Origin of the sequence: Streptomyces sp. NPDC088785 (assembly GCF_044750685.1) — a bacterium.
Classification (GTDB): domain Bacteria; phylum Actinomycetota; class Actinomycetes; order Streptomycetales; family Streptomycetaceae; genus Streptomyces.
In genome coordinates, this window is record NZ_JBIVKH010000016.1 from 105,983 (window position 1) to 131,167 (window position 25,185).

The 25,185-nt window shown below is 72.8% G+C and carries 22 protein-coding genes; 12 read left to right on the top strand and 10 right to left on the bottom strand.

Annotation, left to right across the window (positions count from 1 at the left end; genetic code table 11):
* Positions 1–8: 8 nt before the first annotated feature.
* The 3 genes from ACIP5K_RS31375 to ACIP5K_RS31385 are packed head-to-tail and all read right to left on the bottom strand — an operon-like array spanning position 9 to position 1,269.
* On the bottom strand, positions 9–554 hold the full coding sequence (locus tag ACIP5K_RS31375; RefSeq protein WP_401414983.1) for a type 1 glutamine amidotransferase domain-containing protein: 546 nt from the start codon (positions 552–554) through the stop codon (positions 9–11).
* Complete coding sequence (locus ACIP5K_RS31380; RefSeq protein ID WP_401414984.1) at positions 554–898, bottom strand: hypothetical protein; 345 nt, start codon at positions 896–898, stop codon at positions 554–556. The genes ACIP5K_RS31375 and ACIP5K_RS31380 overlap by 1 nt, the downstream gene beginning before the upstream one ends.
* Complete coding sequence (locus ACIP5K_RS31385; protein WP_401414985.1) at positions 895–1,269, bottom strand: hypothetical protein; 375 nt, start codon at positions 1,267–1,269, stop codon at positions 895–897. Before ACIP5K_RS31385 ends, ACIP5K_RS31380 begins: the two co-directional genes overlap by 4 nt.
* Positions 1,270–1,610: 341 nt before the next feature.
* Between ACIP5K_RS31385 and ACIP5K_RS31390 the strand changes: the two genes are divergently transcribed.
* From ACIP5K_RS31390 to ACIP5K_RS31400, 3 genes are all read left to right on the top strand, one after another.
* Positions 1,611–2,429: an RNA polymerase sigma factor SigF gene (locus ACIP5K_RS31390; protein WP_401414987.1), complete on the top strand. Its 819-nt coding sequence runs from the start codon at positions 1,611–1,613 to the stop codon at positions 2,427–2,429.
* A 197-nt stretch (positions 2,430–2,626) separates the two neighbouring features.
* Positions 2,627–3,913: an aminotransferase class I/II-fold pyridoxal phosphate-dependent enzyme gene (locus ACIP5K_RS31395; RefSeq protein WP_401414989.1), complete on the top strand. Its 1,287-nt coding sequence runs from the start codon at positions 2,627–2,629 to the stop codon at positions 3,911–3,913.
* Positions 3,910–4,965 (top strand): MBL fold metallo-hydrolase, encoded by a 1,056-nt coding sequence (locus ACIP5K_RS31400; RefSeq protein WP_401414990.1) that lies wholly within the window; start codon positions 3,910–3,912, stop codon positions 4,963–4,965. The genes ACIP5K_RS31395 and ACIP5K_RS31400 overlap by 4 nt, the downstream gene beginning before the upstream one ends.
* On the opposite strand, the gene ACIP5K_RS31405 is transcribed toward ACIP5K_RS31400, so the two are convergent.
* Positions 4,945–5,577, bottom strand: a complete 633-nt coding sequence (locus tag ACIP5K_RS31405) for a DedA family protein (protein ID WP_401414991.1) — start codon at positions 5,575–5,577, stop codon at positions 4,945–4,947. The two genes, ACIP5K_RS31400 and ACIP5K_RS31405, sit on opposite strands and share 21 nt — an antisense overlap.
* On the bottom strand, positions 5,574–6,350 hold the full coding sequence (locus tag ACIP5K_RS31410) for an MBL fold metallo-hydrolase (protein WP_401414993.1): 777 nt from the start codon (positions 6,348–6,350) through the stop codon (positions 5,574–5,576). Before ACIP5K_RS31410 ends, ACIP5K_RS31405 begins: the two co-directional genes overlap by 4 nt.
* 83 nt (positions 6,351–6,433) lie before the next feature.
* On the opposite strand from ACIP5K_RS31410, the gene ACIP5K_RS31415 reads away from it, so the two are divergent.
* From ACIP5K_RS31415 to dnaK, 9 genes are all read left to right on the top strand, one after another.
* Positions 6,434–6,853, top strand: a complete 420-nt coding sequence (locus ACIP5K_RS31415) for a hypothetical protein (protein WP_401414994.1) — start codon at positions 6,434–6,436, stop codon at positions 6,851–6,853.
* Positions 6,854–6,947: 94 nt separating this feature from the next.
* Positions 6,948–9,083, top strand: coding sequence for a phage holin family protein (locus ACIP5K_RS31420; protein WP_401414996.1), 2,136 nt, complete (start codon positions 6,948–6,950; stop codon positions 9,081–9,083).
* A 649-nt stretch (positions 9,084–9,732) separates the two neighbouring features.
* Complete coding sequence (gene trxA, locus ACIP5K_RS31425; protein ID WP_401414998.1) at positions 9,733–10,059, top strand: thioredoxin TrxA; 327 nt, start codon at positions 9,733–9,735, stop codon at positions 10,057–10,059.
* Positions 10,060–10,128: 69 nt separating this feature from the next.
* Complete coding sequence (locus ACIP5K_RS31430; RefSeq protein ID WP_401414999.1) at positions 10,129–10,554, top strand: OsmC family protein; 426 nt, start codon at positions 10,129–10,131, stop codon at positions 10,552–10,554.
* A 218-nt stretch (positions 10,555–10,772) separates the two neighbouring features.
* Positions 10,773–11,786 carry an ABC transporter permease gene (locus ACIP5K_RS31435; protein WP_401415001.1) on the top strand — a complete coding sequence of 338 codons (1,014 nt, stop codon included), beginning with the start codon at positions 10,773–10,775 and terminating at the stop codon, positions 11,784–11,786.
* Complete coding sequence (locus ACIP5K_RS31440) at positions 11,783–12,709, top strand: carbohydrate ABC transporter permease (protein WP_401415002.1); 927 nt, start codon at positions 11,783–11,785, stop codon at positions 12,707–12,709. Before ACIP5K_RS31435 ends, ACIP5K_RS31440 begins: the two co-directional genes overlap by 4 nt.
* 55 nt (positions 12,710–12,764) lie before the next feature.
* Positions 12,765–14,417: a hypothetical protein gene (locus ACIP5K_RS31445; RefSeq protein WP_401415003.1), complete on the top strand. Its 1,653-nt coding sequence runs from the start codon at positions 12,765–12,767 to the stop codon at positions 14,415–14,417.
* Positions 14,414–15,595 (top strand): Gfo/Idh/MocA family protein, encoded by a 1,182-nt coding sequence (locus ACIP5K_RS31450; RefSeq protein ID WP_401415005.1) that lies wholly within the window; start codon positions 14,414–14,416, stop codon positions 15,593–15,595. The genes ACIP5K_RS31445 and ACIP5K_RS31450 overlap by 4 nt, the downstream gene beginning before the upstream one ends.
* A gap of 90 nt (positions 15,596–15,685) precedes the next feature.
* Positions 15,686–17,539 carry a molecular chaperone DnaK gene (dnaK, locus tag ACIP5K_RS31455; RefSeq protein WP_401415006.1) on the top strand — a complete coding sequence of 618 codons (1,854 nt, stop codon included), beginning with the start codon at positions 15,686–15,688 and terminating at the stop codon, positions 17,537–17,539.
* A 3-nt stretch (positions 17,540–17,542) separates the two neighbouring features.
* Here the strand turns inward: dnaK and ACIP5K_RS31460 are convergent, their stop codons facing one another.
* Genes ACIP5K_RS31460 through ACIP5K_RS31480 form a run of 5 tightly spaced genes read right to left on the bottom strand, consistent with a single transcriptional unit; the run spans position 17,543 to position 25,042 of the window.
* Positions 17,543–18,403 carry a helix-turn-helix domain-containing protein gene (locus tag ACIP5K_RS31460; RefSeq protein ID WP_401415008.1) on the bottom strand — a complete coding sequence of 287 codons (861 nt, stop codon included), beginning with the start codon at positions 18,401–18,403 and terminating at the stop codon, positions 17,543–17,545.
* 28 nt (positions 18,404–18,431) lie between these two features.
* On the bottom strand, positions 18,432–19,154 hold the full coding sequence (gene narI, locus ACIP5K_RS31465; protein WP_401415010.1) for a respiratory nitrate reductase subunit gamma: 723 nt from the start codon (positions 19,152–19,154) through the stop codon (positions 18,432–18,434).
* A complete protein-coding gene (narJ, locus tag ACIP5K_RS31470; RefSeq protein ID WP_401415012.1) occupies positions 19,151–19,741 on the bottom strand; it encodes a nitrate reductase molybdenum cofactor assembly chaperone in 591 nt (196 codons plus the stop codon). The genes narI and narJ overlap by 4 nt, the downstream gene beginning before the upstream one ends.
* Positions 19,741–21,351, bottom strand: coding sequence for a nitrate reductase subunit beta (gene narH, locus ACIP5K_RS31475; RefSeq protein WP_401415013.1), 1,611 nt, complete (start codon positions 21,349–21,351; stop codon positions 19,741–19,743). The genes narJ and narH overlap by 1 nt, the downstream gene beginning before the upstream one ends.
* 4 nt (positions 21,352–21,355) lie before the next feature.
* A complete protein-coding gene (locus tag ACIP5K_RS31480) occupies positions 21,356–25,042 on the bottom strand; it encodes a nitrate reductase subunit alpha (protein ID WP_401415015.1) in 3,687 nt (1,228 codons plus the stop codon).
* Between the last annotated feature and the right edge of the window lie 143 nt (positions 25,043–25,185).

A 25,185-nucleotide genomic window follows, 5' to 3' on the forward strand; every position in this document is an offset into this window, starting at 1 on the left:
GCCGTGCGTCACACGCCGCTGACCTGCTCCAGGAGCGCCGCGTCGAACGCCTTGAGGTCGTCCGGGCGACGGCTGGTGACCAGCACGTTCGGCCCGGCGGTGCAGATCTTGACCGGTTCGTCGACCCAGGTGCCGCCCGCGTTGCGGATGTCGGTCGCCAGACTCGGCCACGACGTCAGGGTGCGGCCGCGCACCGCGTCCGCCTCGACCAGCGTCCACGCCGCGTGACAGATCGCCGCGACCGGCAGGCCGCGCGTGAAGAAGTCCCGGACGAACGCCACCGCGTCCGGGTCGGTGCGCAGCTGGTCGGGGTTGGCCACCCCGCCCGGCAGCACCAGGGCGTCGAAGCCCTCGGCGCCGGTGGCCGCGAAGTCCGCGACCGTCTTCTCGACCGGGAAGGTGTCCGCCTTGTCGAGGTGGTGGAACGCCTGCACCTCGCCGTGGCGCGTCGACACGAGCACGGGCTCGCCGCCCGCGTCCCGCACGGCCTGCCACGGGTCGGTCAGTTCCACCTGCTCGACGCCCTCGGGCGCCACCAGGAACGCGATGCGCATCAGTCGCTCAACTCCCTTGTCCTGACGTACGTGTGCTGAGGTGCGCCGGATCCCTGGTCCGCAGGGACGCGGCGCACGGGTTCGGGCCGGGCCCCGCACGGGCCGTCCGGGGCCGGGCCGCCGGCCTCCGCCGGCCCCGGGCCGTGGGCGACCGCGAGGTCACCGGGGCCCACCCCGCCCACGGCCCGCATCATGACGTCCCGGTCCTCCGGCACCAGGACATCACCGATGTCCTGCGCGCGCATCAGCTGCGCGGCCCCGGCGGGCGAGGCGTCCGGACGCACCGCCGCCACCTGCGGTGCCGTGGTGTCCCGGACGACGCCGGCCGTGCGGGGGCCGGTCACTCCCGGTCGCCGATGAGGGCCCTGGCCAGCTCCGACGCCGTGGCGAACGTCGCGTCCGGCGGCAGGGCCGCGACCCGGTCGACGAGCCCGTCCGCCGCGGACCGCTCACGCAGCGTCCGCGCGAGCGGCTCCGGCCCCGACGGGAACGCGGTACGGCCCAACAGCCGCCCGAGCTCCAGCCGGAGCGCCTCCGCCCGGCCCGGGCCGGGCAGCACCGGGCCGCCCGCCACTTCGGGATCGTCGTCGGCCACCGGCTCCGGATCGTGCCACTCGGCGGTCCGCGTGGGGTGCCCGGACCGCAACAGGCCCTGCAACTCGTGCTTCATCTCGTCGTCGCGGTGCGCGCTGAGCCGGTCACTGCCTCGCTGCATCTGTCCCTCCTGTGTCTGGACTGTCTGAGCGGTGCCCGGTCGCGTACCCGAGCGCCCACCCCTGACACATGCCGCCGCGACCGCCCCGCCGGACCGGTGCCCGGCGCCGCGGCAAGATCCTTGCGCGCGGCGGCGTTTGTCCGGACAGGCCGGGGGCAGCCGGAAGAGAGTGCTTCGGACAGGAGGCACGTCCGTGGGACGGACGGTACGCACGGCGTACCGGTCGACGGGCCGGCGCAGCGCCGGCCTCCGCCCCGGGTGTGTCCGACTCCGCTCCGGGGCGCGACTCCCACGGTGACCACTGCCGAGCACCACCACGCATCACCCAGGGAGTTGCGACCATGCGTACGCACACCGACGCATCTCTGCGCCCGGTCACACCGGGGCAACGCCACCCGCACGACGACGCACCCGACACCGCCGAGGCCTTCGTCCGGCTCTGCGACCTGCCCGAAGGACCCGAGCGCACGGAGCTGCGCCGCGCGGTCGTCGAGGCCTGGCTGCCGATGGCCGACCGGCTCGCCGGCCGCTTCCGCAACCGCGGCGAATCCCTCGACGACCTGCGGCAGGTGGCCGCGCTCGGCCTGGTCAAGGCCGTCGACCGGTACGACCCCGAGCTCGGCAACGCCTTCGAGAGCTACGCCGTCCCCACGGTCACCGGTGAGATCAAGCGCCACTTCCGCGACCACATGTGGACCCTGCACGTGCCGCGTCGCGTCCAGGACCTGCGCAACCGGGTGCGGTTCGCCCAGCACGAGCTCGCCCAGACCGCCTCCGGCCGGGCGCCGACGCTGAGCGAGATCGCCGCCCACGCCGGCATGACCGAGGACGAGGCCAAGGCCGGCCTCGAGGCTCTGGAGAGCTTCACCGCGCTCTCCCTCGACGCCGAGCTGCCGGGCAGCGACGACGGCTACTCGCTCGCCGACGTGCTCGGCGCCGCCGACCCCGCCCTCGACACCGTCGTCGACCGGGAGGCCGTCAAACCGCGCCTCGCCGAGCTGCCCGAGCGCGAGCAGCGGATCCTGTACATGCGGTTCTTCGGCGACATGACGCAGAGCCGCATCGCCGAGCAGCTGGGCATCTCGCAGATGCACGTGTCCCGGCTCATCAGCCGCTGCTGCGACCGGCTGCGCGACCAGGTCCTCGCCGACGCCGCCTAGGGCCTGCCCTCTCCCGACCCTCCCGACCCTCCCGACCCTCCCGTCGTCGCCCTGAGGCGGACGGGAGGGCGAAGGCAGGCCCCGAAGTGCCGCGACCGGGGTCCCCGCTCGCGTCCGTCCGGCGCGCGCGAAGGCGGTCGCGGATGTGAGGCTGGGTCCGAGCAACCCCACCGCGACGGACACGGCACGGAGGCACCATGCGCCACCCGGACACCGGCGAGGGACGCGGGCCCGTGCGGTACGGGCCGCCGCTGCCCGAGCCGGGGCTGCCCGTGCTGCCCGAGCTGGCCGCGGTCGTCGCGGGCGCCGCGGGCCGCACCCGCCCCGAACCGCCCGGCGGCCCGCCCGCCCTGCTGGAGGCCGTCCGGGGCCACGGCGAGCGCCGGGGCCTGGCCCCCGGCCGCGCCCGGGTCACCGCGGCCCCCGGCGGCGCCCCGCTGCTGCTCGCCCTCACCGCCGCACTCGGCGGGGACGTCCTGGTGCCCCGCCCCTGCGCGGCCTGGTGGTCCCCGCAGACCCGGCTCCTGGGCCACGAGGTGTTCTCCGTGCCGACGCCCGCCGAGTGCGGCGGCGTCCCCGACCCGTACGCCCTGCTGGAGACCGTGCACCGGGTCAGGGCCGAGGGCGGTCGCCCCCGGCTGCTCGTCGTCGCCCCCGCCGACGACCCGACGGCGACCGTGCCGCCGCCCGAAGTGCTCCACGAGGCCGTCGAGGCCGCGGTGGGGGAGGGCCTGCACGTCGTCAGCGACGAGACCTGGCGCGACACCCTGCACCCGGGCCGGGACACCCCGCTGTTCAGCCCCGCCGAGATGTTCCCGGCCGACGTCACCGTCCTCACCGATCTGACCGGCGCCCACCTCCCGCCGTCCCTGCCCGCGGCCTGCGCCCGGTTCCCGCCGACCCCCGAGGGCGACCGGCTCGCCGCCCGCGTCCTCGACGTCCTCACCGCGACCGGCGCGACGCTGTCCGCCCCGGTCGCGGCCGCGGCGGCGTACGCCCTGGACGACGGCGACGCGGTCACCGCCCGCCGCGCCGCCGCGGCGGCCCTGCACGGCCGGGTGGCCACCGCCCTGCACCACGTCGTGCTCAAGGCCGGCTGCCTGTCCAGGCCGCCGCGCGCGGGCCGCCACCTGTACGTCGACCTGGAGCCGCTGCGCCCCCGGCTCTCGGCGCTGGGAGTCACCGACGCCCAGGACCTGGAGGACCACCTCGGCGCCCGGCTCGGCCTGCCGGCGCCCGGCGGGCACCGCTTCGGCGACGACCAGGGGGCGCTGCGCTGCCGGCTCGGCACGGCGCCGCTGCTCGGCGCGACCCCCGACGAGCGCGGGGCGGCCCTCACCTCACCGGACCCCCTGGAATTGCCGCACGTGGCACGGGCGTTGACCATGGTGGAGTCGGTGCTCGCCGAGCTGGGCGACCTCGGTGACCGCGCGGGCCCGGACGGCACGGGTGCGGCCGGCGAAGGATGGGAGTCCGAGCGATGACGCAGGCGTCCGGAGCGACGACAGACGACAGCCCGGGGCGGCGCCGGAGGACCGCGCCCGCCCGGCCCCCCGTCGAGCCACGGCCCATCGGCGGCGCGGGCGCGCCGGACGTGCCGCGCCGCTGGCCCAAGTCCTTCGCGGACCGTCTCACCGCGCCGCTGCCCGGCCTGCGGGCCTTCGCCCGGTTCGCCCGCGAGGGCAAGGTGCGGCCGTCCGCCGAGGGCCGCGCCGACATCCCGAACCTGCCGTTCGCCCCCGGCCCGCTGCCGGACGCCGGCCTCCGCACCCTCGCCGTCACCTGGGCCGGCCACGCCAGCTGGGTGGTGCGCATCGGGGGCCTGACCGTCCTCACCGACCCGGTCTGGTCGCGCAGGATCCTCGGCACCCCCGCCCGGATCACCCCCGTCGGCGTCGCCTGGACCGCACTGCCGCCCGTCGACGCGGTCGTCATCAGCCACAACCACTACGACCACCTGGACTGGCCCACCCTGCGCCGGCTGCCGCGCGACACACCCGTGCTGGTCCCCGCCGGCCTGGGCCGCTGGTTCACCCGCCGCCGCTTCACCCGCGTCACCGAGCTGGACTGGTGGGAGGCCGCCGAGCTGCGGGGCGTCCGCTTCGACTTCGTACCGGCCCACCACTGGTCCAAGCGGACCCTCACCGACACCTGTCGCACCCTGTGGGGCGGCTGGGTCCTCACCGACCGCGAAGGACAGCGCCTCTACTTCGCGGGCGACACCGGCTACGGCCACTGGTTCGCCGAGATCGGCAGGCGCTACCCCGGCATCGACCTCGCCCTCCTGCCCATCGGCGCGTACGACCCGCGCTGGTGGCTGGAGGACGTGCACTGCTCGCCCGAGGACGCGGTGCAGGCGGCGCGGGACGTCGGCGCCCGCTTCATGGCGCCCATGCACTGGGCGACGTTCCTGCTGTCGGCCGAGCCCGTCCTGGAACCGCTCACCCGGCTGCGCGCCGCCTGGGAGAAGGCCGGGCTGCCGCGCGCCGCCCTGTGGGACCTCCCCGTCGGCGGATCACGCGTGCTGGCCGTCTGAGGACGGCCTGCGCACCTTCCGCCACACCACCGGGGCCGCGCTGACCAGCACCGTCAGCGCGATCGCCGCGGCCACGCCCTGCCACGGCTCGGCGAACAGCGAACCGCCGAGAATCCCGATCACCTGATACGTCGCCGCCCAGGCCAGGCACGCCGGGACGTCACCGCGCGCGAACTGGCGCAGCGGCATCTTCGCCAGCAGGCAGGCCAGCATCACCGGGATCCGGCCGGCCGGCACCAGCCGGGACAGCACGAGCACCATCACCCCGTGGTCGGCGAGCTTGTCCTGCGCCTGCGCGAGCCGCTCCTCCGGCGCCCGCGAGCGGATGGCCTCCAGCCACTTCGACCCGTTCTTCGAGTGCATGCCGCGCCGCCCCAGCCAGTACAGGGCGAGGTCCCCGAGGAACGCGGCGAACGCGGCCACCCCGAACACCATCAGGAGCCCGAACGGCAGCGTCCGGTGGAAGGCCACCACCGCCGCCGAGCTCACCAGCGCGCCCGTCGGCACCACCGGCACCAGCGCGCCGACGGCGACCAGCAGGAACAGCGTGGGATAGCCCACCGCCTGCTGCGTCGACTCCGGTGTGACGATGGTCGTCACGGCCAGGATCACCGGTCCGCCACCTCCGGGCGCACGCTCTCCCCGTGCCCGAGCCGGTGCACCGCCACACCGGGGGCGCGCAGCGCGGCCTGGCGGACGAACTCGTCGCCGGGCGTGTGGAACTCGTGCGGGCGCACCGCGTCCATCCCGATCGGCCAGAACGTGCCGTAGTGCACCGGCACCGCGGCGCGCGGCGCGATCCGGGCCAGCGCCTCGGCGGCCCGCGCCGGATCCAGGTGGTGCTCACCCAGGTAGGGGCCCCAGCCGCCGACCGGCAGCAGCGCCACGTCCACGTCGCCCACGGCGTCCTCCATGCCCGCGAAGAGCCCGGTGTCGCCCGCGAAGTACGTCCGGGCGTCGCCGTCCACGACGAACCCGAGCGCGGGGGAGCGCTGCGGGCCGACGGGCAGCCGCCGCCCGTCGTGGTCGGCGGGCACCGCCCGTACGACGACGTTCCCCGCCTCGATCCGGTCGCCCGCGGCCACCTCGGTGATGTCCAGCGTGCGCAGCCGCCGCAGCCCCGGCACGGAGCGGACCGCGTCCCGCGGCACGACGACGCGGGTACCCGGCGCGAGCCGGGCCAGCGAGGGAAGGTGCAGGTGATCGGCGTGCAGATGCGAGACGAGCACCAGATCGGCGACGGCCGCGCCGGGCGGCGGGGGAGCGCCGCGGCGCCGGCGCAGATGCGCGAGGCGGCGCGTGAAGAGCGGATCGGTAAGGACCCGCGTACCCCTGTCCTCGACCGTGCAGGTGGCATGACCCCACCAGGTGATCTCCACCGGCACCCCTCTGCCTCCTTCGTGCGACTGCCCCGAGCCTACGTGCAGGAGTAGGGTCGGCGGCGAAAGCGGGAGGTGAGGGGGACACCATGGGCACAGCACAGGGGGCCGGGGCACGGGTCACGGCCATCGCCGCACTGACCCCGCTGGAGCAGCTCGACGCGGACCCCTTCCTGGTGGACTCGCGCAGCCAGTACGCGATGTGCTCCCGCTGGGCCGCCGAGCGCGGCCACGTCGTCACGCGCCAGCTCCTGGTGCACGCGCTGCGCGCCGACCACGAGGCACTGTGGGCCGACGTCGACGCGGGCCTGGTCGACGTGTTCGTCGCGCCCAGCGACCGGGTGCTGCGGGTGGCGCTGCGCTCGGTGGACGCGTTCGCGGCGGAGTGCGCGCGGCGCGGGGTGCGGCTGGAGCGGGCCGACCTGGCGGAGCCCCGCTACGACGCGGACATGAAGGCGCGCGTGCACCGCAGGCTGTCGATGCCCACCGCCGGATACGACGGCTGCTAGCCGGACGCGGCCACGGCTCGATCGGCCTGCTCAAAAGGTGTGAAACCCTTGCCCGAGGCGGACACGAGACACGTTGGGCGAGGGGAGCCGGAAAGTGGCCGATGGCCGGTGGCGGCGGGCGGCGAGCCAGGGCTGGCGGTCCCTGACCGTCTGGGCGGCGAGCACCCTGACGATGATGGTCCTCGCGGGACTCCTGCCGGACTTCCAGCTCCAGGCGGACGACGGCGACAGCCTCACCCGCGTCGCGCTCACCGCGGCCTGGGGCGCGGGCGCGTTCGCGCTGCTCTCGGCGCTGGTCTGGCCGCTCCTGGTGCGGGCCCTGCTGCTCGTCCCCGCCCTCGTCGTCGGCCTCGTCGTGTTCTTCCTCAACGGCGCGCTGCTGCTGTTCGCCCTCAAGCTCGTCCCCGAGAACAGGGGAGAGGCCGGCCCGGAGACCGCCGTGGTCGTGGCCGCCGTCATGTCGGCCGTCGCCTCCGCCACCGGTGGTGCCCTCGCCGTGCGCGACGACGACGCCTACCGGCGCCGCCTGTCCCGGCTCGCCGCGCGAAGACGGCGCAGACACGACGGCACCGGAGCCTTCGCGCCCACCCCCGGCACCCTCTTCCTCCAGCTCGACGGCGTCGGCCACGAGGTGCTGCGCCGCATGGCCCGCGACGACGTGATGCCCACCGTCGGCGGCTGGCTCCGCGACGGCGGACACCGCCTCACCCCCTGGCGCACCGACTGGTCCAGCCAGACCGGCGCCAGCCAGCTCGGCATCCTGCACGGCTCGAACGAGGACGTCCCCGCCTTCCGCTGGTACGAGAAGGAGACCGGCGAGATCCAGGTCTCCAACCGGCCGACCAGCGCCGCCGAACTCCAGCGCCGCGCCGTCGAGCGCACCGGCGACGGCGGGCTGCTCACCGTCGACGGCGCCAGCCGCGGCAACCTCTTCAGCGGCGGCGCCGAACAGGTCGCCCTGGTGCTGTCCGTGGCCGCCCGGCGCGGCAAGGAGAACCGTTCCCGCGCCGGGTACTTCGCTTACTTCTGCGACCCCGCGAACGCCGTGCGCACCGCCCTGTCCTTCGCCGCCGAGGTGATCCGCGAGATCGGGCAGTCCACCCGCGCCCGGATGCGCAAGCGCCGCCCGCGCGTCTCCCGCGGCGGGCTCTACCCGTTCATCCGCGCCTTCGCGACCGTCGTCGAGCGGGACGTCGTCGTCGCGGCCGTCATCGGCGACATGCTCTCCGGGCGCAGCGCGGTCTACGCCGACCTCGTCGCCTACGACGAGGTGGCCCACCACTCCGGGCCGTTCAGCAGCGACGCGCGCCAGGTGCTGATGCGCCTCGACCGCTCCCTCGCGCTGCTCGCGAAGGTCGCCGAGCACGCCCCGCGCCCGTACCGCATCGTGCTGCTCTCCGACCACGGGCAGAGCCCCGGCGAGACCTTCCGCTCCCGCTACGGACTGACCCTCCAGGACCTGGTCCGGGCCGGCTGCGGGCTGCCCGTGCCGCGCCGCGCCCGGCGCACCCGCTCCGGCGCCGAGGCCCGCTCCGCCGTACGGGCCGCGCTGCACCGGCCGGTCGAGGAGGGCGCGCGGGGCGGCCACGGCGGCAAGCACAGCGAGCCCGTCGTGCTCGCCTCCGGGAACCTGGGCCTCGTCTCCTTCCCCGACGTCCGGCACCGGATGAGCAAGGAGGAGATCGACGCCCGCCACCCGGCGCTGCTCGCGACCCTCGCCCACCACCCGGGCATCGGCTTCCTCCTCGTGCGCAGCGAGCGGCACGGCGGGGTGGTGCTCGCCGCGCAGGGCGCCGAGGTGCCGGTCGCCGACCTGGCCGACGGGGTCGGGCCGCTCGCCGACTTCGGGCCCGGCGCCGCCGACGCCGTGCGCCGCACCCACTCCTTCCCGCACACCGCCGACATCATGGTCAACTCGATGTTCGACCCCCTTGAGGGCGAGGTCCTCGCCTTCGAGGAGCAGATCGGCTCGCACGGCGGCCTCGGCGGCGCGCAGAGCCGTCCCTTCCTGCTGTCGCCGCGCACCCTGTCCGCGCCGGTCGCGGACGGTGCCGAACTCGTCGGCGCCGAGCAGGTCCACCAGGTGCTGCGCCGCTGGCTGCGGGAGAGCGACGGCCCGCAGATCCCCCTGTCCGTGCCGCAGGTCGTCGCGGACGGTGCGCTCCAGCCCGGCCCGGACCCCGCGTCGTTCACGGCCGTGCCCCGCGAGCCGCAGGACAGGACGGGCTGACGCGGCGCCGGCTGCCGGCTCACCGGCTCCGCCGCGCCGTTTGCCGGGCGGGTCACCGGGCACGGCTGCGCGGCCGGTTCCGCGACGGTCGCCTGCACCCGGGTGCTCGTGACGACGTCCACCGCGCCGGTGCCGTCTCTTCCGGCCACCGCGGCGCGGGTCCGCGGCCCGGGGCCGGGGCGCCGCGACCGGGTCCGGATGCCGCACTTCGCGCGGGGCCCGCACGTCGCCCGTGCGGCTCGCGGCTTCTCGATGTGGCTGGTGGGCGGCGCCGGGGACGCGGCCGTCGCGCCCGGGTGCCGGTCCACGCGTGGCGGGCGGCGCGCGGGCGGCGGGCCCGGGCGTGATCGGGCCAAAGAGGCGGGCCGTCCCTCCTTTGTCGCCGTCCGCCCTTGAGCGGCGCGGGCGATCCTGGCTGTACTGGGGAGGCGGGGCCCGCGTCCGCGTCCCGACCCGCATCCAGCCGGAGCGGCCCCGTGCCCGCCCCGACAGGCCGTGCGTTCCGCACCGGCGCCGAGCACCTCCACGGCGGCCTCCCCGACGTCCCCGGCCGCGCGACCGCCGCCGGGGGAGCGCGGCGAACGGCGCCTCGACGCCCCGGAGTCGCGGTCCCCGACGCGCCGCGTGCGGACCAGGAACGGGAGTGCAGATGGCCGACAGGACCAGGGAATCGACGGACGCGTCGTTCGACGGGGACGTCCTCGCCTCCCGCGGACCGGTGCTGGTCCACTTCTGGGCGGAGTGGGCCGGGCCGTGCGCGATGATGGCCCCGCTGCTCGTGGACGTGGCCGAGGAGTACGCGGCCGGGCTCACCGTCGCCCGGCACGACATCGACCGGTACCCGGCGACGGGCCCTCGCTACGGCGTGCGGAGCGTGCCCACGCTCCTGCTGTTCAAGGCCGGCCGGGTCGCGGCGACCCGCGTCGGGGCCTTTTCCCGGGGTCAGTTGACGCAATGGCTCGACGCGAACCTCTGAGCCCGTGGAACCTCCGCCCGGATGTGGTCGGATGGGGGCACCAGAACGGAAACCGAAAGGAACCGCAACGTGGCTACCACCCGCTCCGCGCACACCGTGTGGGAAGGCGACCTGCTCCAGGGCAGCGGCACCGTCACCTTCGACTCGTCCGGCATCGGCGACCAGCCGGTGTCCTGGCCGTCCCGCGCCGAGCAGGCGAACGGCAGGACCAGCCCGGAAGAGCTGATCGCCGCCGCCCACTCGTCCTGCTTCTCGATGGCGCTCTCGCACGGCCTGTCCGGCGCCGGCACCCCGCCCACCAGGCTGGTCACCTCGGCCGACGTGACGTTCCAGCCGGGCGAGGGCATCACCGGCATCCACCTCATCGTGGAGGGCACCGTCCCGGGCCTGGACGACCAGGGCTTCCAGGCCGCGGCCGAGGACGCCAAGAAGAACTGCCCGGTGAGCCAGGCCCTCACCGGCACCACGATCACCCTGACCGCGAAGCTGGCCTGACACCCCGTCACCCCGGCTCGACCGCGCCCCGGACCCGCCCTCGGGTCCGGGGCGCAGCTGTGTCCGAAGCGCTCCTGTGATTGAAGATGCAAGATTGGAGCCAGTTCCAAGCACCTATTGTCACAGTCGGCTTGAGTGGTGCAAGATTCAGCCAGCCTCGCGGGCCGGTGTCGGAGCCCCGCGGCCCCACCCCGCCACCCTCGATGCCGGAGGTGTATGTGACGTCGTCCGCGACCGCATCGCCCGGCCGGACCCCTTACGGGCCGGCCGCCCCGCCAGAGCCACCCGACGCGCACGACGACCCCGCGGCCGGCTCCGGCACCCGCGGGCCCACCCCGCGTCAGCGACTGCGGCGCGACCGGACCCTGCTGCTCCTGTGCCTGCCGGGCATCCTCTTCTTCGCCGTCTTCTGCTACCTGCCGCTGGCCGGCAACATCACGGCCTTCCAGGACTACCAGCCGTACCTGGGCTTCATGCACAGCCTCTGGGTCGGCCCGGACAACTTCCAGGCCCTGGTCCAGGAACCCGAGTTCTGGACGGCGGTGGGGAACACCCTCCAGATCAGCGCCGTACAGCTGCTGCTCTACTTCCCCGCCCCGATCCTGCTCGCGCTCTTCCTGAACTCGCTGGTCGGCACCAGGACCCGGCGACTGATGCAGACCGTCGTCTACCTGCCGCACTTCCTCTCCTGGGTCGTCGTGGTCAGCTTCTTCCAGCAGATGTTCGGCGGGGTCGGCACCATCAGCGGCGTGCTGAACGACCACGGGGTGCACGTCGGCAACATCATGAACAACCCCGACACCTTCATGCTGCTCCTGACCTCGGAGTCCGTCTGGAAGGACGCCGGCTGGGGAGCGATCATCTTCCTGGCCGCGATGGCCTCCATCGACACCGGGCTCTACGAGTCGGCGGCCATGGACGGCGCCGGATGGCTGCGCCGCATGTGGCACGTGACCCTGCCGGGCATCCGCCCCGTCATGGTCATGCTGCTCATCCTGCGCCTCGGCGACATCCTCTCCGTCGGCTTCGAACAGGTCCTGCTCCAGCGGGACATGGTCGGCGCGGACGCCTCCGAGGTCCTGGACACCTACGTCTACTTCCACGGCGTCGTGGACGGCGACTGGGGCATGTCCACCGCCGCCGGCCTGATGAAGGGCGTCATCGGATTCGTCCTGATCGTGCTCGCCAACAAGGTCGCCCACCGACTCGGGGAACAAGGGGTCTACCAGTGACCACCACCATCGCCGCGCACCCGCGGCGCCGCGGCCGCCGCCCGGACCGGCCGGTCTGGATGGAACGGCCGACGCCCGCCGGACAGGCCCTGAAGCTGATCGTCATCCTGGCCATGATCGCGGCCGTCGGCTATCCGTTCCTGCTGGCGATCGGCACCAGCCTCGCCACCAAGGCCGAACTCGCCGCGAACGGCGGCTACGTCCTCCTCCCGCAGCACCCCACCCTGGAGGCCTACCGGGTCGTCCTGGCCGGCGGCGTCGTCACCCGCGCCGCCGCGGTCAGCGTCGGCGTCACCGTCATCGGCACCGCCCTCAGCCTGCTGTGCACGATCTGCCTCGCCTACGGCCTCTCTCGGCCGGGCACCTTCGGCGGCAAGCCACTGCTGCTCGTGGTCGTCGGCACGTTCCTCTTCACCCCCGGCGTCATCCCCAGCTACCTGGTGGTGCAGGAGCTCGGCCTCATCGACTCCTACGGCGCCATGGTCCTGCCGATCATGCTCAACGCCTTCAACGTGATCGTCGTCCGGGCCTTCTTCCAGGGCATCCCCGACGAACTCCACGAGGCGGCCCGGCTCGACGGCGCGGGCGAGCTCACCATCATGTGCCGGATCGTGCTCCCGCTGTCCAAGGCGGTCATCGCCGTGGTCGGCATGTTCTACGCCGTCACGTACTGGAACAGCTTCTTCAACGCGATGCTGTACATCAACGACTCCGACAAGCTGCCGTTGCAGGTCATCCTCCGGTCGTACGTCATCCAGGGCGACACCTTCAACGCCAAGGCGCTCGGCGTGAGCGTCCTGCCCGCCACCACGGCGCTGTCCATGGCGGTGCTCATCCTCGCCGTGCTGCCGATCGTCGCGGTCTACCCCTTCCTCCAGAAGTACTTCGTCAAGGGCGTGCTCACCGGCGCGGTCAAGGCCTGACCGCACGTCAGCACCCCGCGCCACCACCGACGTTCACCGCATCCCCAGGAGAGCCATGCCTTCCCGCAATCTCGATCGCAGAGGATTCCTCGGCGCCACCGGCGCCGCCGGACTGACCGTGGCCGGCGGCGGCCTGCTCACCGCGTGCGGCGACGGCGGCACCCGGACCGGCGGGGCCGAGGCCTCCGCCCGGCTCGAACTGCCCGCGTACATACCGGCGAAGGTGCCCGCACCCGACCTCCCGGGCAACGCCCAGGGCCTCGACCCGGCCTACCTGCGCTACCCCGCGGACCTCGTCCGGAGCGTCAGCGGGCCCCCGGGCGACGGCGAGGCGATCACCTGCCTCACGGAGACCTTCACCACCCCGGCACCGGCCATGAACCGCAACGCCTACTGGCAGGAGCTGAACCGGCGCCTCGGCTCCGAACTGCACCTGACCATCGTCAACGGCCTCGGCGCGGACAGCGTCTACCGCGAGAAGTTCAACGCCACCATCGCGGGTGGCGACCTGCCGGACCTGATGTGGTTCCCGCCGAACCAGGGCCTGAAGAACGTCCCCGACCTGCTGCGCGCGAAGTTCCACGACCTCACGCCCCACCTCTCCGGCGACGCCGTCAAGAAGTACCCCAACCTCGCCAACATCCCCGCGTACGCCTGGAAGACCGCCGTCATCGACGGCCGGATCCGGGGCTACGCCGTGCCCTACGGCCGCAGCGGCCAGGTGTACGTGGCCAACGAGGACTTCTGGAAACCGGTCGGCGGCCCGCGGTTCGACAGCGCGCGCGACTTCCTCGACAAGGCGAAGGACCTCCTGGACACCAGGCGCCGCAAGTACGTGCTGGAACCGGCGTACGTGAACCACGTCCAGCAGTTCGCGCTCTGGCACGGCGCGCCGAACACGTGGCGGCTCGACGGCGGCGACCTGACCTACTACTTCGAGACGGACGAGTTCCTGGCCGGCATCGAGTTCGCCCTCACCTGCCGCCGTGCACAGCTCTTCTGGCCCGACCCCAACCTCACCACCACCCTGGAGAAGATGGAGGGCGGCTTCCTCGGCCTGCACGTGCAGTCCTTCCCCGGCTTCCTCAACGACAGCGCCATGTACGACTGGCCGGAGAAGATCGTCGTCCCCTTCGCCGCGCAGAAGGGCCTGACCCCCACCTGGTCCTACGGCTACGGATCCGTCGGCTTCACCGCGATCAGCAACAGCGTTCCCACGTCCCGTATCCCCACGCTCCTCAAGGTCCTCGACTACCTCAGCGCCCCCATGGGCACCGAGGAACGGCTCTTCCTGGACAACGGCGTCGAGGGCACCCACCACACCCGGTCCCGCAGCGGAGACGTGGCGCTCACCAAGAAGGGCAACGCCGAGGTCCTCACGACCAGGCAGGCCATCACCTTCTTCGGCAACGCCCCGGAGAGCCTCTACCTGCCGGACAAGCCCGACGTCACGCGCTCGATCCACCAGTCGCAGACGGAACTGATGAAGATGGCCCGGGTCGACCCGACCATCGGCTACTTCTCGGACACCTTCGCGCAGAAGGGCGCGTCCGCGAAGGACGAGGTCAACAGCGCCGTCAAGGACATCGTCGCGGGCCGCAAACCCCTCTCCTCCTTCCGCAAGGAGGTGCTGCCCAGGTGGCGGCGCACCGCGGGCGACGCCATGCGGCACGAGTACGAGCAGGCCATCTCGAAGGGCACCAAGTGAGCGACGACCTCCGCATCGGCGTCATCGGCCTCGGCCTGCGCCGCAACCTCGCGACCGCCGCCCACCGCCCCGGCCGGGGCTCGGTGGTGGCGGCCGCCGCCGACCTCGACCCGGCGGTCCGCGCCCAGGTCCCCGACTGGTACGCAGGAGCCGTCGCCCTGGAGGACCACCGGGCCCTCCTCGACCGGCCCGACATCGACGCCGTCGTCGTCGCCACCCCCGACGACACCCACGAGGCCATCGCCGGCGACGCCCTGCGCGCCGGCAAGCCCGTCTACGTGGAGAAGCCGCTCGGCATCTCCGTCGAGAGCTGCGACGCCCTCCTGCGCACCGCGTACGAGACGGGCACCCGCCTCTACGTGGGCCACAACATGCGTCACATGGGTGTCGTGCGCACCATGCGCGACCTCATCGCGCGCGGCGACATCGGCGAACCGAAGACCGTCTGGGTGCGCCACTTCGTCAGCTACGGCGGCGACTACTACTTCAAGGACTGGCACGCCGACCGGCGCCGCACCACGGGCCTGCTGCTCCAGAAGGCCGCCCACGACATCGACGTCGTGCACTGGCTGGCCGGCGGCTACACCACCCGCGTCAACGCCCTCGGCGACCTGATGGTCTACGGCGACCTGCCGCGCCGGGCGCCCGACACCCCGCGCCCCGACGGCTGGCTGCGGGAGTTCGACTGGCCGCCCACCGCGCGCCGGGACCTGCACCACGTCGTGGACGTCGAGGACGTGTCGGTGATGAACATGCGCCTGGACAACGGCGTCATCGCCGCCTACCAGCAGTGCCACTTCAGCCCCGACTACTTCCGCAACTACACCGTCATCGGCACCGAGGGCCGCCTGGAGAACTTCGGCGACCGGCCCGGCGACGAGGTCCGGGTCTGGAACACCGGCCCGAGCGGCTACCGCGCCGACGCCGACGCCGTCCACCGCGTCCCCGACGCCACCGGCTCGCACGGCGGCGCCGACGGGAGCATCGTCGCCGAGTTCTGCCGCTTCGCCCGGGACGGCGGCGCCACCGACACCGACCCGGTGGCGGCCCGCATGAGCGTCGCCGCGGGTGCCCTGGCCACCCGCTCGCTGCGCACCGGCGGCACCCCGTACGACGTGCCGCCGCTCGACCCGCGACTGCGCGCCTACTTCGCGAACGGGCAGGTCCCCCGCGGCTGACCGCCCGGCCCCTTGACACGGACCCGCCCACGTCCTGTGCTGAGACGCAGGACGACGTGAGCGGGTCACCCAGGGGACAGGAGTCACGTCATGGGGCGTGCGGTCGGTATCGATCTCGGCACGACGAACTCGGTGGTGGCCGTGCTGGAGGGCGGCGACCCGACCGTCGTCGCCAACGCGGAGGGCGCCCGGACCACGCCCTCCGTGGTCGCCTTCGCCAAGAACGGGGACGTGCTCGTCGGGGAGGTCGCCAAGCGGCAGGCCGTCACCAACGTCGAGCGCACCGCCCGCTCCGTCAAACGCCACATGGGCGAGGCGGACTGGCACTTCCCGCCGGGCGGAGCCCTCGACGGACACCGCTACCGCGCCCAGGAACTGTCCGCCCGCGTCCTCCAGAAGCTCAAGCGCGACGCCGAGGCCCACCTCGGCGAGGACGTCACCGACGCCGTCATCACCGTGCCCGCCCACTTCGACGACACCCAGCGGCAGGCCACCAAGGAGGCCGGCGGCATCGCCGGCCTGAACGTGCTGCGCATCATCAACGAGCCGACCGCCGCCGCCCTGGCCTACGGACTCGACAAGGGCGACGAACGCACGGTCCTCGTCCTCGACCTCGGCGGCGGCACCTTCGACGTCTCGCTGCTGGAGATGGCCGACGGCGTCATCGAGGTCAGGGCCACCGACGGCGACACGCGGCTCGGCGGCGACGACTGGGACCAGCGCCTCGTCGACCACCTCGTCCGGCGGTTCGAGAACGCGCACGGCATCGACCTCGGCCGGGACGAGATGGCCGTGCAGCGGCTGCGCGAAGGCGCCGAGAAGGCGAAGACCGAGCTGTCCTCGGCCGGCGCGACGAGCGTGAACCTGCCCTACATCACCGCGACCGCGGACGGCCCGCTGCACCTGGACGAGAAACTGACCCGCACCCGGTTCCAGGAACTCACCGCCGACCTGCTCGACCGGTGCAGGGCGCCGTTCCACCGGGCGGTGCGGGACGCGGGCGTCGACCTGTCCGCCATCGACCACGTGATCCTCGTCGGCGGCTCCACCCGGATGCCCGCCGTCACCGCACTCGTGCGGGAACTGACCGGCAAGGACCCGCACCAGGGCGTGAACCCCGACGAGGTGGTCGCCGTCGGCGCCGCCCTCCAGGCCGGAGTCATCCGCGGCGACGTCAAGGACGTGCTGCTCCTCGACGTCACACCGCTGTCGCTCGGCATCGAGACCAGGGGCGGCCTCATGACCCGGCTGATCGAACGCAACACCACCATCCCCACCCGGCGCTCCGAGACCTTCACCACCGCCGCCGACAACCAGCCCTCCGTCGGCATCCAGGTCTTCCAGGGCGAGCGCGAGATCGCCGCCTCCAACAAGAAGCTCGGCGTCGTCGACCTGACCGGGCTGCCGCCCGCGCCGCGCGGCGTGCCGCGGATCGAGGTGACCTTCGACATCGACGCCGACGGGATCATGCACGTGTCGGCGAAGGACCTCGCGACCGGGCGCGAGCAGAGGACGACCGTGACCGGCGGCTCGGCCCTGCCCGAGGACGAGATCGAGCGCATGATGCGGGAGGCCGAGGCGCACGCCGACGAGGACCGCGCCCGGCGGGCGGCGGCGGAGACCCGCAACGAGGCCGAGCAACTCGTCCACCGCACCGAACAGTTCCTGCGCGAGCACGACACCGCCGACCGCGTGCCGGCCGGGATCCGGGCCGACGTCGAGACCGCCGTGCGGGAGCTGAAGGACACCCTGGCCGGCGACGCGCCGGACATCACCGCCCTCCAGGACGGCGCACGGAGGCTGGCTGCGGTCAGCCGGCGGATGGGCCAGGCCCTGTACGCGCAGGCCGGCGCCGCCGCGCCGCAGGACGGGCCGCCCGCCGACGACGTGGTCGACGCCGAGATCGTGGACGACGAGGAGGACGGCCCGCGAGGAGCCGCCTGACGGCTACAGCTCGGCCCGCATCTTCTTCAGGATCTCCAGGGTCCGCTCCGCGCTCGCCGCCTGGGCCGCCAGATGGTCCAGCACCTCCAGGTGCACGCCGACCTCCTCGCGGGAGTCCAGGTACAGGGCGCCGGTCACGTACTCGCTGAAGACCATGTCGGGCAGCTCGCGCACCGGGAAGCGGAACAGGCTGAACGGGCCGAACGTCGCCGGGTGCGGGCCCGACGCGAACTCGGCGAGCTGGAGCGTCACATGGGGCAGCCGCGCCCGCTCGATCAGCCGGTCCAGCTGGCCGCGGAGCAGCGCCGCGTCACCGGGCGGACGGCGCAGCGCCGTCTCGTCCATCACGATCCACAGGTGCGGTGCGTCCTCGCGGGCCAGCAGCGACTGGCGGGCCATCCGCAGCGCCACGTGCCGGTCGATGTCGGCCGGGGTCGAGCGCCCCACCGTGCCCGCGTCGAAGACCGCCCGCGCGTACTCCTCGGTCTGGAGCAGCCCCGGCACGAAGTGCGGCTCGTAGGAGCGGATCATCTCGGCCGCGCCCTCAAGGCTGACGTACAGGCTGAACCAGTCCGGCAGCACGTCGTGGTAGCGCTGCCACCAGCCGGGCAGGTTCGCCTCCTCGGCGAGCGCGACGAACGCCTCGATCTCCGGCTCGGGGACCTCGTACAGCTCCAGCAGCATCTGTGCGTACGGGATCTTCAGGGCGACCTCTGCGGTCTCCATCCGGCGGATCGTCGCCGCGGCCACCCGCAGCGCGCGGGCCGCCTCGTCCCGCTTGAGCCCCGCCGCCTCCCGCAGGTCGCGCAGGCGCCTGCCGAGCACGACCTGGCCCACGGTGGGGGCGGGCCGACGTTCACTCACCTCTCCACGCCCCCCACGAATTCACGGATCAGGAACCGGTGCGCTCCCACCCACGCCGCTCCGGCCTCGCGCTCAGGCGCCGCGGGTCGCGGCTGCGGTAGACCACGTACGGACGGAACAGGTAATGCACCGGGGCACTGAACATGTGCACGAGCCGGGTGAACGGTACCAGCGCGATCAGTGACATGCCCACCACCGCATGGATCTGGTAGAGCACCGGCACACCGTGCATCAGGTCGATGTCGGGGCTGAGCGTGAACAGGCTGCGGGACCACGGGCCGATCGACTCGCGGTAGTTGTAGCCGTCGCCCGAGGCGTGGGTCAGCTTGGCGGTCATGCCGAGCACGATCGCGGCGAGCAGCACGAGGTACATGAGCTTGTCGTTGCGCGTGGTGGCCTTGAACACCGGCGCCTTGAAGCGGCGGCGGAACAGCAGCAGGAAGATCCCGCAGACCGTCAGGACGCCGGCGAAGGTGCCGCCGATCAGCGAGAACATGTGGTACGTGTGCTCGCTGACGCCCACCTTGTCCGTCCACGACATCGGGACGAACAGGCCGACGAGATGGCCGGCGAGGACGAACAGGATGCCGTAGTGGAAGACCGGCGAGGCGACGTTGAGCAGCTTCGACTCGTAGACCTGCGACGAGCGCGTGGTCCAGCCGAACTTGTCGTAGCGGTAGCGCCAGATCGTGCCCGCGATCAGCAGGACGACGGCGACATAGGGCAGGACGCCCCACAGGAGGGTGGTCACGGGGCGTGCTCCTTCACCATCAGCGGCAGGGTTGCGAAGGGTTCGAGACCCACCTCCTCGCGGGGCGGGCCCGAGCGGGCGAGCGCGAGCGCCGCCGCCCGGTCCTTGGGGGAGGCGCCGGGCAGCGCCCCGCACACCGCGGAGAGCACGGTCGCGTACGGGGTGCCGTGCTCGGTGAGGGCCAGGCGCAGCAGTTCGATGCCGCTGCGGTGCTCCTCCAGGAGGAACGGGCCGGCCTGGGCGGAGAATTCGAGGACCGCCGGCAGGTAGTCCGGCAGCTCCTCGCCGGTGAACTCCAGACCGTGCTCGCGGTAGATCTCCTTCATCTCCACCAGCGACATCCCGCGCCTGCGGGTGTCGCCGTCGCGCCACCACGTCAGGTAGAGGCTGTGCCGGTTCTTGAAGTCGAAGACCTGGACGTAGTGCGCGGCCAGGTCCTGCACGGAGGTCGCCTCGGCGTGGTCGACGAACGGCGCGAGCCGGGGGGCCGCGGCCCGCACCAGGGGCAGCCGCTCGTACAGCTCCTCGTCCGGATAGGTGAGGCAGAGCGCGGCGGCCTGGAACAGCAGGGACGTCCGGTCCGTCATCAGGTCTCCTCCGGGTCGTCGGCGGTCTGGCGGCGCTTGGTGAGGTGGAAGCTCTCCACGGAGACGACGGGCAGCAGCTTGCGGCCGCCGGTCGTGGACCCCGAGTCGGCGCCGAAGGGGCCCTCGCCGCCCATGCCCGGCCCGTCCTCGTAGTCGAGCGAGCAGGAGTCGGGCAGCGCGGACTCCTCCAGGCGCTGCGCGTCGCCGATGGCCGCGGTCGGGATGACGTAGCGGTCCTCGTACTTGGCGATGGCGAGGAGGCGGTACATCTCCTCGATCTCCACCGCCGACATGTCGACCTGTTCGGAGATGGCCGGGTCGGGCCGGTCGCCGAGGTTGATGGCCCGCATGTGGGAGCGCATCGCCGCGAGCTTCTCCAGGGAGGAGCGCACGGGCCCCACGTCACCGGCGGTGAAGATCTCCGCCAGGTATTCGAGGGGGATGCGCAGGGTGTCGATGGCGCCGAACAGGTTCGCCACGTCCTCGCCGTCGTGCCCGGTCTCGGTGAGCGCGTCGACGACGGGGGACAGCGGCGGGATGTACCAGACCATGGGCATCGTCCGGTACTCCGGGTGCAGCGGAAGCGCCACCTTGTACTTGCTGATCAGCGCGTGCACCGGGGAGCGGCGGGCCGCCTCGATCCAGTCGAAGGGGATGTCCGCCCGCTCGGCGGCGCGCCGCACCTCCGGGTCCTCGGGATCGAGGAAGACGCCCAACTGGGCCTCGTACAGGGCGTGATCGTCCTTCGTCCGGGCCGCCTCGGTCACCTTGTCGGCGTCGTAGAGGATGACACCGAGATAGCGCAGCCGGCCCACGCACGTCTCCGAGCAGACCGTGGGCAGCCCGACCTCGAGCCGCGGGTAGCACATCGTGCACTTCTCGGCCTTGCCGCTGCGGTGGTTGAAGTAGACCTTCTTGTAAGGGCAGCCGGTCACGCACATCCGCCAGCCGCGGCAGCTGTCCTGGTCGACGAGGACGATGCCGTCCTCCTCGCGCTTGTACATCGCGCCCGACGGGCAGGACGCCACGCACGACGGGTTCAGGCAGTGCTCGCAGATCCGCGGCAGATAGAACATGAAGGTCTGCTCGAACGCGAACTTCACCTTGTCCGCGGCCTGCTGACGGGTCTTCTCCACCATCGGGTCGAGGTCGCCGTACCGCGTCGCGCCGCCCAGGTTGTCGTCCCAGTTCGACGACCACTCGATCTTCATCGGCTTGCCGGTGATCTGCGAGCGCGGCTCCGCCACCGGATAGTCGTCGCCGAGCGGCGCGTCGGTCAGGTTCTTGTAGTCGTACGTCCAGGGCTCGTAGTAGTCCTTGATCTCCGGCAGCTTGGGGTTGGAGAAGATGCCCAGCAGCTTCTTGAAGCGGCCGCCGCCCTTCAGCTGGAGGGCGCCCTTCTTGTTCAGCTCCCAGCCGCCGCGCCACTTCTCCTGGTCCTCGTAGCGGCGCGGGTAGCCCTGCCCGGGGCGGGTCTCGACGTTGTTGAACCAGACGTACTCCATGCCGTTGCGATTGGTCCACGCCTGCTTGCAGGTGACCGAGCAGGTGTGGCAGCCGATGCACTTGTCGAGGTTCATGACCATCGCGATCTGAGCCATGATGCGCATGGGTTCAGTACTCCACCTTCTGCGAGCGGCGCCGGATGACGGTGACCTCGTCCCGCTGGTTGCCCGTCGGGCCGAGATAGTTGAACGCCCAGCTCAGCTGGGCGTATCCGCCGATGAGATGGGACGGCTTGAGGATCAGCCGGGTGAGCGAGTTGTGGATGCCGCCGCGCCTGCCGTTCGTCTCCGCCTTCGGCACGTTGACCGTGCGCTCCTGCGCGTGGTGCATGTAGACCGTGCCGGCCGGCATCCGGTGCGAGACGATCGCACGGGCCACCACCACGCCGTTGCGGTTGACCGCCTCGATCCAGTCGTTGTCCTCGACGCCGATCGACTCGGCGTCCTGCGGGGCCATCCAGATCGACTGGCCGCCGCGGGACAGGGCCAGCATGAACAGGTTGTCCTGGTACTCGGAGTGGATCGACCACTTGTTGTGCGGGGTGAGGTAGCGGACCGTCACCTCCTTCTCGCCGTCCGGCCCGAGGTTCGGCTCGCCGAAGAGCCGGTTCATGTCGAGCGGCGGCCGGTACACGGGCAGGGCCTCGCCCAGCTCGTGCATCCAGTCGTGGTCGATGAAGAAGTGCTGGCGTCCGGTGAGGGTGTGCCAGGGCTTCAGATGCTCGGTGTTGAGGGTGAACGCGGTGTAGCGGCGCCCGCCCGACTCGCTGCCCGACCACTCCGGCGACGTGATCACCGGCACCGGGGCCGCCTGGGTGTCCGCGTACGTGACGCGCTTGCCCTCGTGCTCGGCGGCCAGGTGCGCCATCTCCTGCCCGGTCCGGGCCTCCAGGGTGTGGAAGCCCTGGGTGGCCAGGCGCCCGTTGGTGGTCCCGGACAGCGCCAGGATCGTGTTCGCCGCCTTGACCGCCGTGTCGAGCAGCGGACGGCCGTCGGCGACCCCGCCGCGCGCCACGCCGTTGCGCTCGCGCAGCTCCTCGACCTCCTGGTCGGGCTTGAGCGTGATGCCCTTGGCGGGCAGGCCGAGCCGCTCGACGAGCGGGCCCAGCGAGCCGAACTTGGCGCCGATCGCCGTGTAGTCCCGCTCGACGACGACCAGGTTCGGCAGCGTCCTGCCGGGCACCGGCTCGCACTCGCCCTTGCGCCAGTCCAGGACGACCCCGCCGGGCTGCGCGATCTCGCCCGGGGTGTCGTGCTGCAACGGCGCCGCGACCAGGTCCTTGCGCGTGTCCAGGTGGCCCGCCGCGAGCGTGCTCAGCTTCTCCGCGAGCGCCTTGAACGTGTCGAAATCGGTGCGGGCCTGCCACGGCGGGTCCACCGCCGGAGTGAAGGAGTGCACGTAGGGGTGCATGTCCGTCGACGACAGGTCGTGCTTCTCGTACCAGGTCGCGGCGGGCAGCACCACGTCGGACAGCAGCGTCGACGACGTCTGGCGGAAGTCGAGGGAGAGCAGCAGGTCGAGCTTGCCCTCGGGAGCCTGGTCGCGCCAGGTCACCGTCGTCGGCCGCTCCTCGGGGGCGGCCTCCTCGGCGCGCAGCGAGGAGTGGGTGCCGAGGAGGTGCTTGGTGAAGTACTCGGCGCCCTTCGCCGAGGAGCCGAGCAGGTTGGCCCGCCACAGGGTGAGCACGCGCGGCCAGTTCTCGGGCGCGTCGGGGTCCTCGCAGGCGAACTTGAGGCTGCCCGACTTGAGTTCGGCGACGGTCTCCTCGACGCTCTGCTCGCCCAGGTCCAGGGAGTTGCGGTCGAACGTCGGATAGGACGGCATCCAGCCCGAACGGGCCGACAGGGCCAGGCAGTCGGCGCCCGTCATGCCCGCGAAGGCGCCCTTGCCGAGCGGCGAGGCGAGCACGTCGGCGCCGAACTTGTCGTAGCGCCACTGGTCGGTGTTGAGGAACCAGTACGCGGCGCCGATCATCTGCCGGGGCGGCCGCGACCAGTCGTTCGCGGAGGCCAGCGAGGCCCAGCCGGTCACCGGCCGGCACTTCTCCTGCCCGACGTAGTGCGCCCAGCCGCCGCCGTTGCGGCCCTGGCAGCCGGTGAGCTGGAGCAGCGCCAGGAAACCCCGGTAGATCGTCTCCGAGTGGAACCAGTGGTTGGTGCCGGCGCCCATGAGGATCATGCAGCGTCCGCGCGACTTCTCCGCGGTCCGCGCGAACTCGCGGGCGATCTTGACGCACTTCGCGGCGGGCACCGAGGTGTGCGCCTCCTGCCAGCCGGGCGTGCCCGGGGAGGAGTCGTCGTCGTACGACGCGGGCCACTCGCCGGGCAGACCGTCGCGCCCCACGCCGTACTGGGCGAGGAGCAGGTCGAAGACGGTGGTGACCAGCGGCCCGCCGGGGCCGCCGAGCCGGGTCGCGGGCACCCCGCGCCGCACGGTGTCGCCGCGCCCCTGCCCGTGCGTGCCGCCGTCGGTGTCGAAGCGCGGCAGCAGCACCTCGACGCCGCTCGCCACCTCACTGCCGTGCAGGCTCAGCTGCGGCTTGATGTTGCCCAGTTCCAGATTCCACTTGCCCGCGCCCGAGTCGGTCCAGCGGAAGCCGAGCGAGCCGTTGGGCACGGCGGGCCGCCCGGTGGCCTCGTCGAGCACCGCCGTCTTCCAGTCGGCGCCCTCGCCGCCCTGGCCCAGGTCGGCGGCGCGCAGGAACTTCGACGGGACGAAGGCGCCGTCGCGCTCGTCCAGGGTCACCAGGAACGGCAGGTCGGTGAACTTCTTGACGTAGTCCGTGAAGAACGGCGTCTGCCGGTCGACGAAGAACTCCTTGAGGATCACGTGCCCCATGGCGAGCGCGAGCGCCCCGTCGGTCCCCGGGTGCGGGTGCAGCCACTCGTCGGCGAACTTGGCGTTGTCCGCGTAGTCCGGCGCCACGACGACGACCTTCTGGCCGCGGTAGCGCGCCTCGGCCATCCAGTGCGCGTCCGGGGTGCGGGTGACGGGCACGTTCGAGCCCCACATCATCAGATACGCCGCGTCCCACCAGTCGCCCGACTCGGGGACGTCCGTCTGGTCGCCGAAGACCTGCGGCGAGGCGACGGGCAGATCCGCGTACCAGTCGTAGAACGACAGCATCGGCGCGCCGATCAGCGACATGAACCGCGCGCCCGCCGCGTGCGACACCATCGACATCGCGGGGATGGGGGAGAAGCCGGCGACGCGGTCGGGCCCGTACGTCTTGATGGTGTGCACGTGGGCGGCGGCGACGATCTCGACGGCCTCGTCCCAGGTGGCCCGCACCAGACCGCCCTTGCCGCGCGCCAGCTGGTACTTCCTGCGCCGCTCGGGGTCGCCCTGGATGTCCGCCCAGGCGAGCACCGGATCCTTCAGCCGCGCCTTCGCCTCCCGGTACAGCTCTAGGAGCACCCCCCTGATGTACGGGTAGCGCACGCGCGTCGGCGAGTACGTGTACCAGGAGAACGCCGCCCCGCGCGGGCAGCCGCGCGGCTCGTACTCGGGGCGGTCGGGGCCCACGCTCGGGTAGTCCGTCTGCTGGGTCTCCCACGTGATGATGCCGTCCTTGACGTACACCTTCCACCGGCAGGAGCCCGTGCAGTTCACGCCGTGCGTCGAGTTCACGACCTTGTCGTGGCTCCACCGGTCCCGGTAGAAGACGTCGCCGTCCCTGCCGCCCTTGATCCGCACGCTGTGCAGGTCCTCGGCCGCCTTGCCGCGCCGGAAGAACCGGCCCGCCTTCAACAGCGCCACGTCCGGCTCGGCCGGGGCGCCCGTCGTGTCAGTCACCGTCTGCTCCCTCGGTATCCGTCCTTCGCACGCTAGGGGCCGCGCGGGGGGAGCACCTGCCGACCGGGGCCGGATGGGTTGCGGAACCGGCGTGTCACCCGCGGTGACATGTGAGCGGCGTCGGAAACCGGCCGTCGGGGGAG

What these genes read in the sequence shown, in the direction of transcription:
- ACIP5K_RS31390 (WP_401414987.1), top strand. Translation starts at nt 1,611, where the DNA reads ATGCGTACGCACACCGACGCATCTCTGCGCCCGGTCACACCGGGGCAA.
- ACIP5K_RS31385 (WP_401414985.1), bottom strand. Translation starts at nt 1,269, where the DNA reads ATGCAGCGAGGCAGTGACCGGCTCAGCGCGCACCGCGACGACGAGATG.
- narJ (WP_401415012.1), bottom strand. Translation starts at nt 19,741, where the DNA reads ATGACGGACCGGACGTCCCTGCTGTTCCAGGCCGCCGCGCTCTGCCTC.
- narH (WP_401415013.1), bottom strand. Translation starts at nt 21,351, where the DNA reads ATGCGCATCATGGCTCAGATCGCGATGGTCATGAACCTCGACAAGTGC.
- ACIP5K_RS31445 (WP_401415003.1), top strand. Translation starts at nt 12,765, where the DNA reads ATGCCTTCCCGCAATCTCGATCGCAGAGGATTCCTCGGCGCCACCGGC.
- ACIP5K_RS31415 (WP_401414994.1), top strand. Translation starts at nt 6,434, where the DNA reads ATGGGCACAGCACAGGGGGCCGGGGCACGGGTCACGGCCATCGCCGCA.
- trxA (WP_401414998.1), top strand. Translation starts at nt 9,733, where the DNA reads ATGGCCGACAGGACCAGGGAATCGACGGACGCGTCGTTCGACGGGGAC.
- dnaK (WP_401415006.1), top strand. Translation starts at nt 15,686, where the DNA reads ATGGGGCGTGCGGTCGGTATCGATCTCGGCACGACGAACTCGGTGGTG.
- ACIP5K_RS31375 (WP_401414983.1), bottom strand. Translation starts at nt 554, where the DNA reads ATGCGCATCGCGTTCCTGGTGGCGCCCGAGGGCGTCGAGCAGGTGGAA.
- ACIP5K_RS31395 (WP_401414989.1), top strand. Translation starts at nt 2,627, where the DNA reads ATGCGCCACCCGGACACCGGCGAGGGACGCGGGCCCGTGCGGTACGGG.
- ACIP5K_RS31400 (WP_401414990.1), top strand. Translation starts at nt 3,910, where the DNA reads ATGACGCAGGCGTCCGGAGCGACGACAGACGACAGCCCGGGGCGGCGC.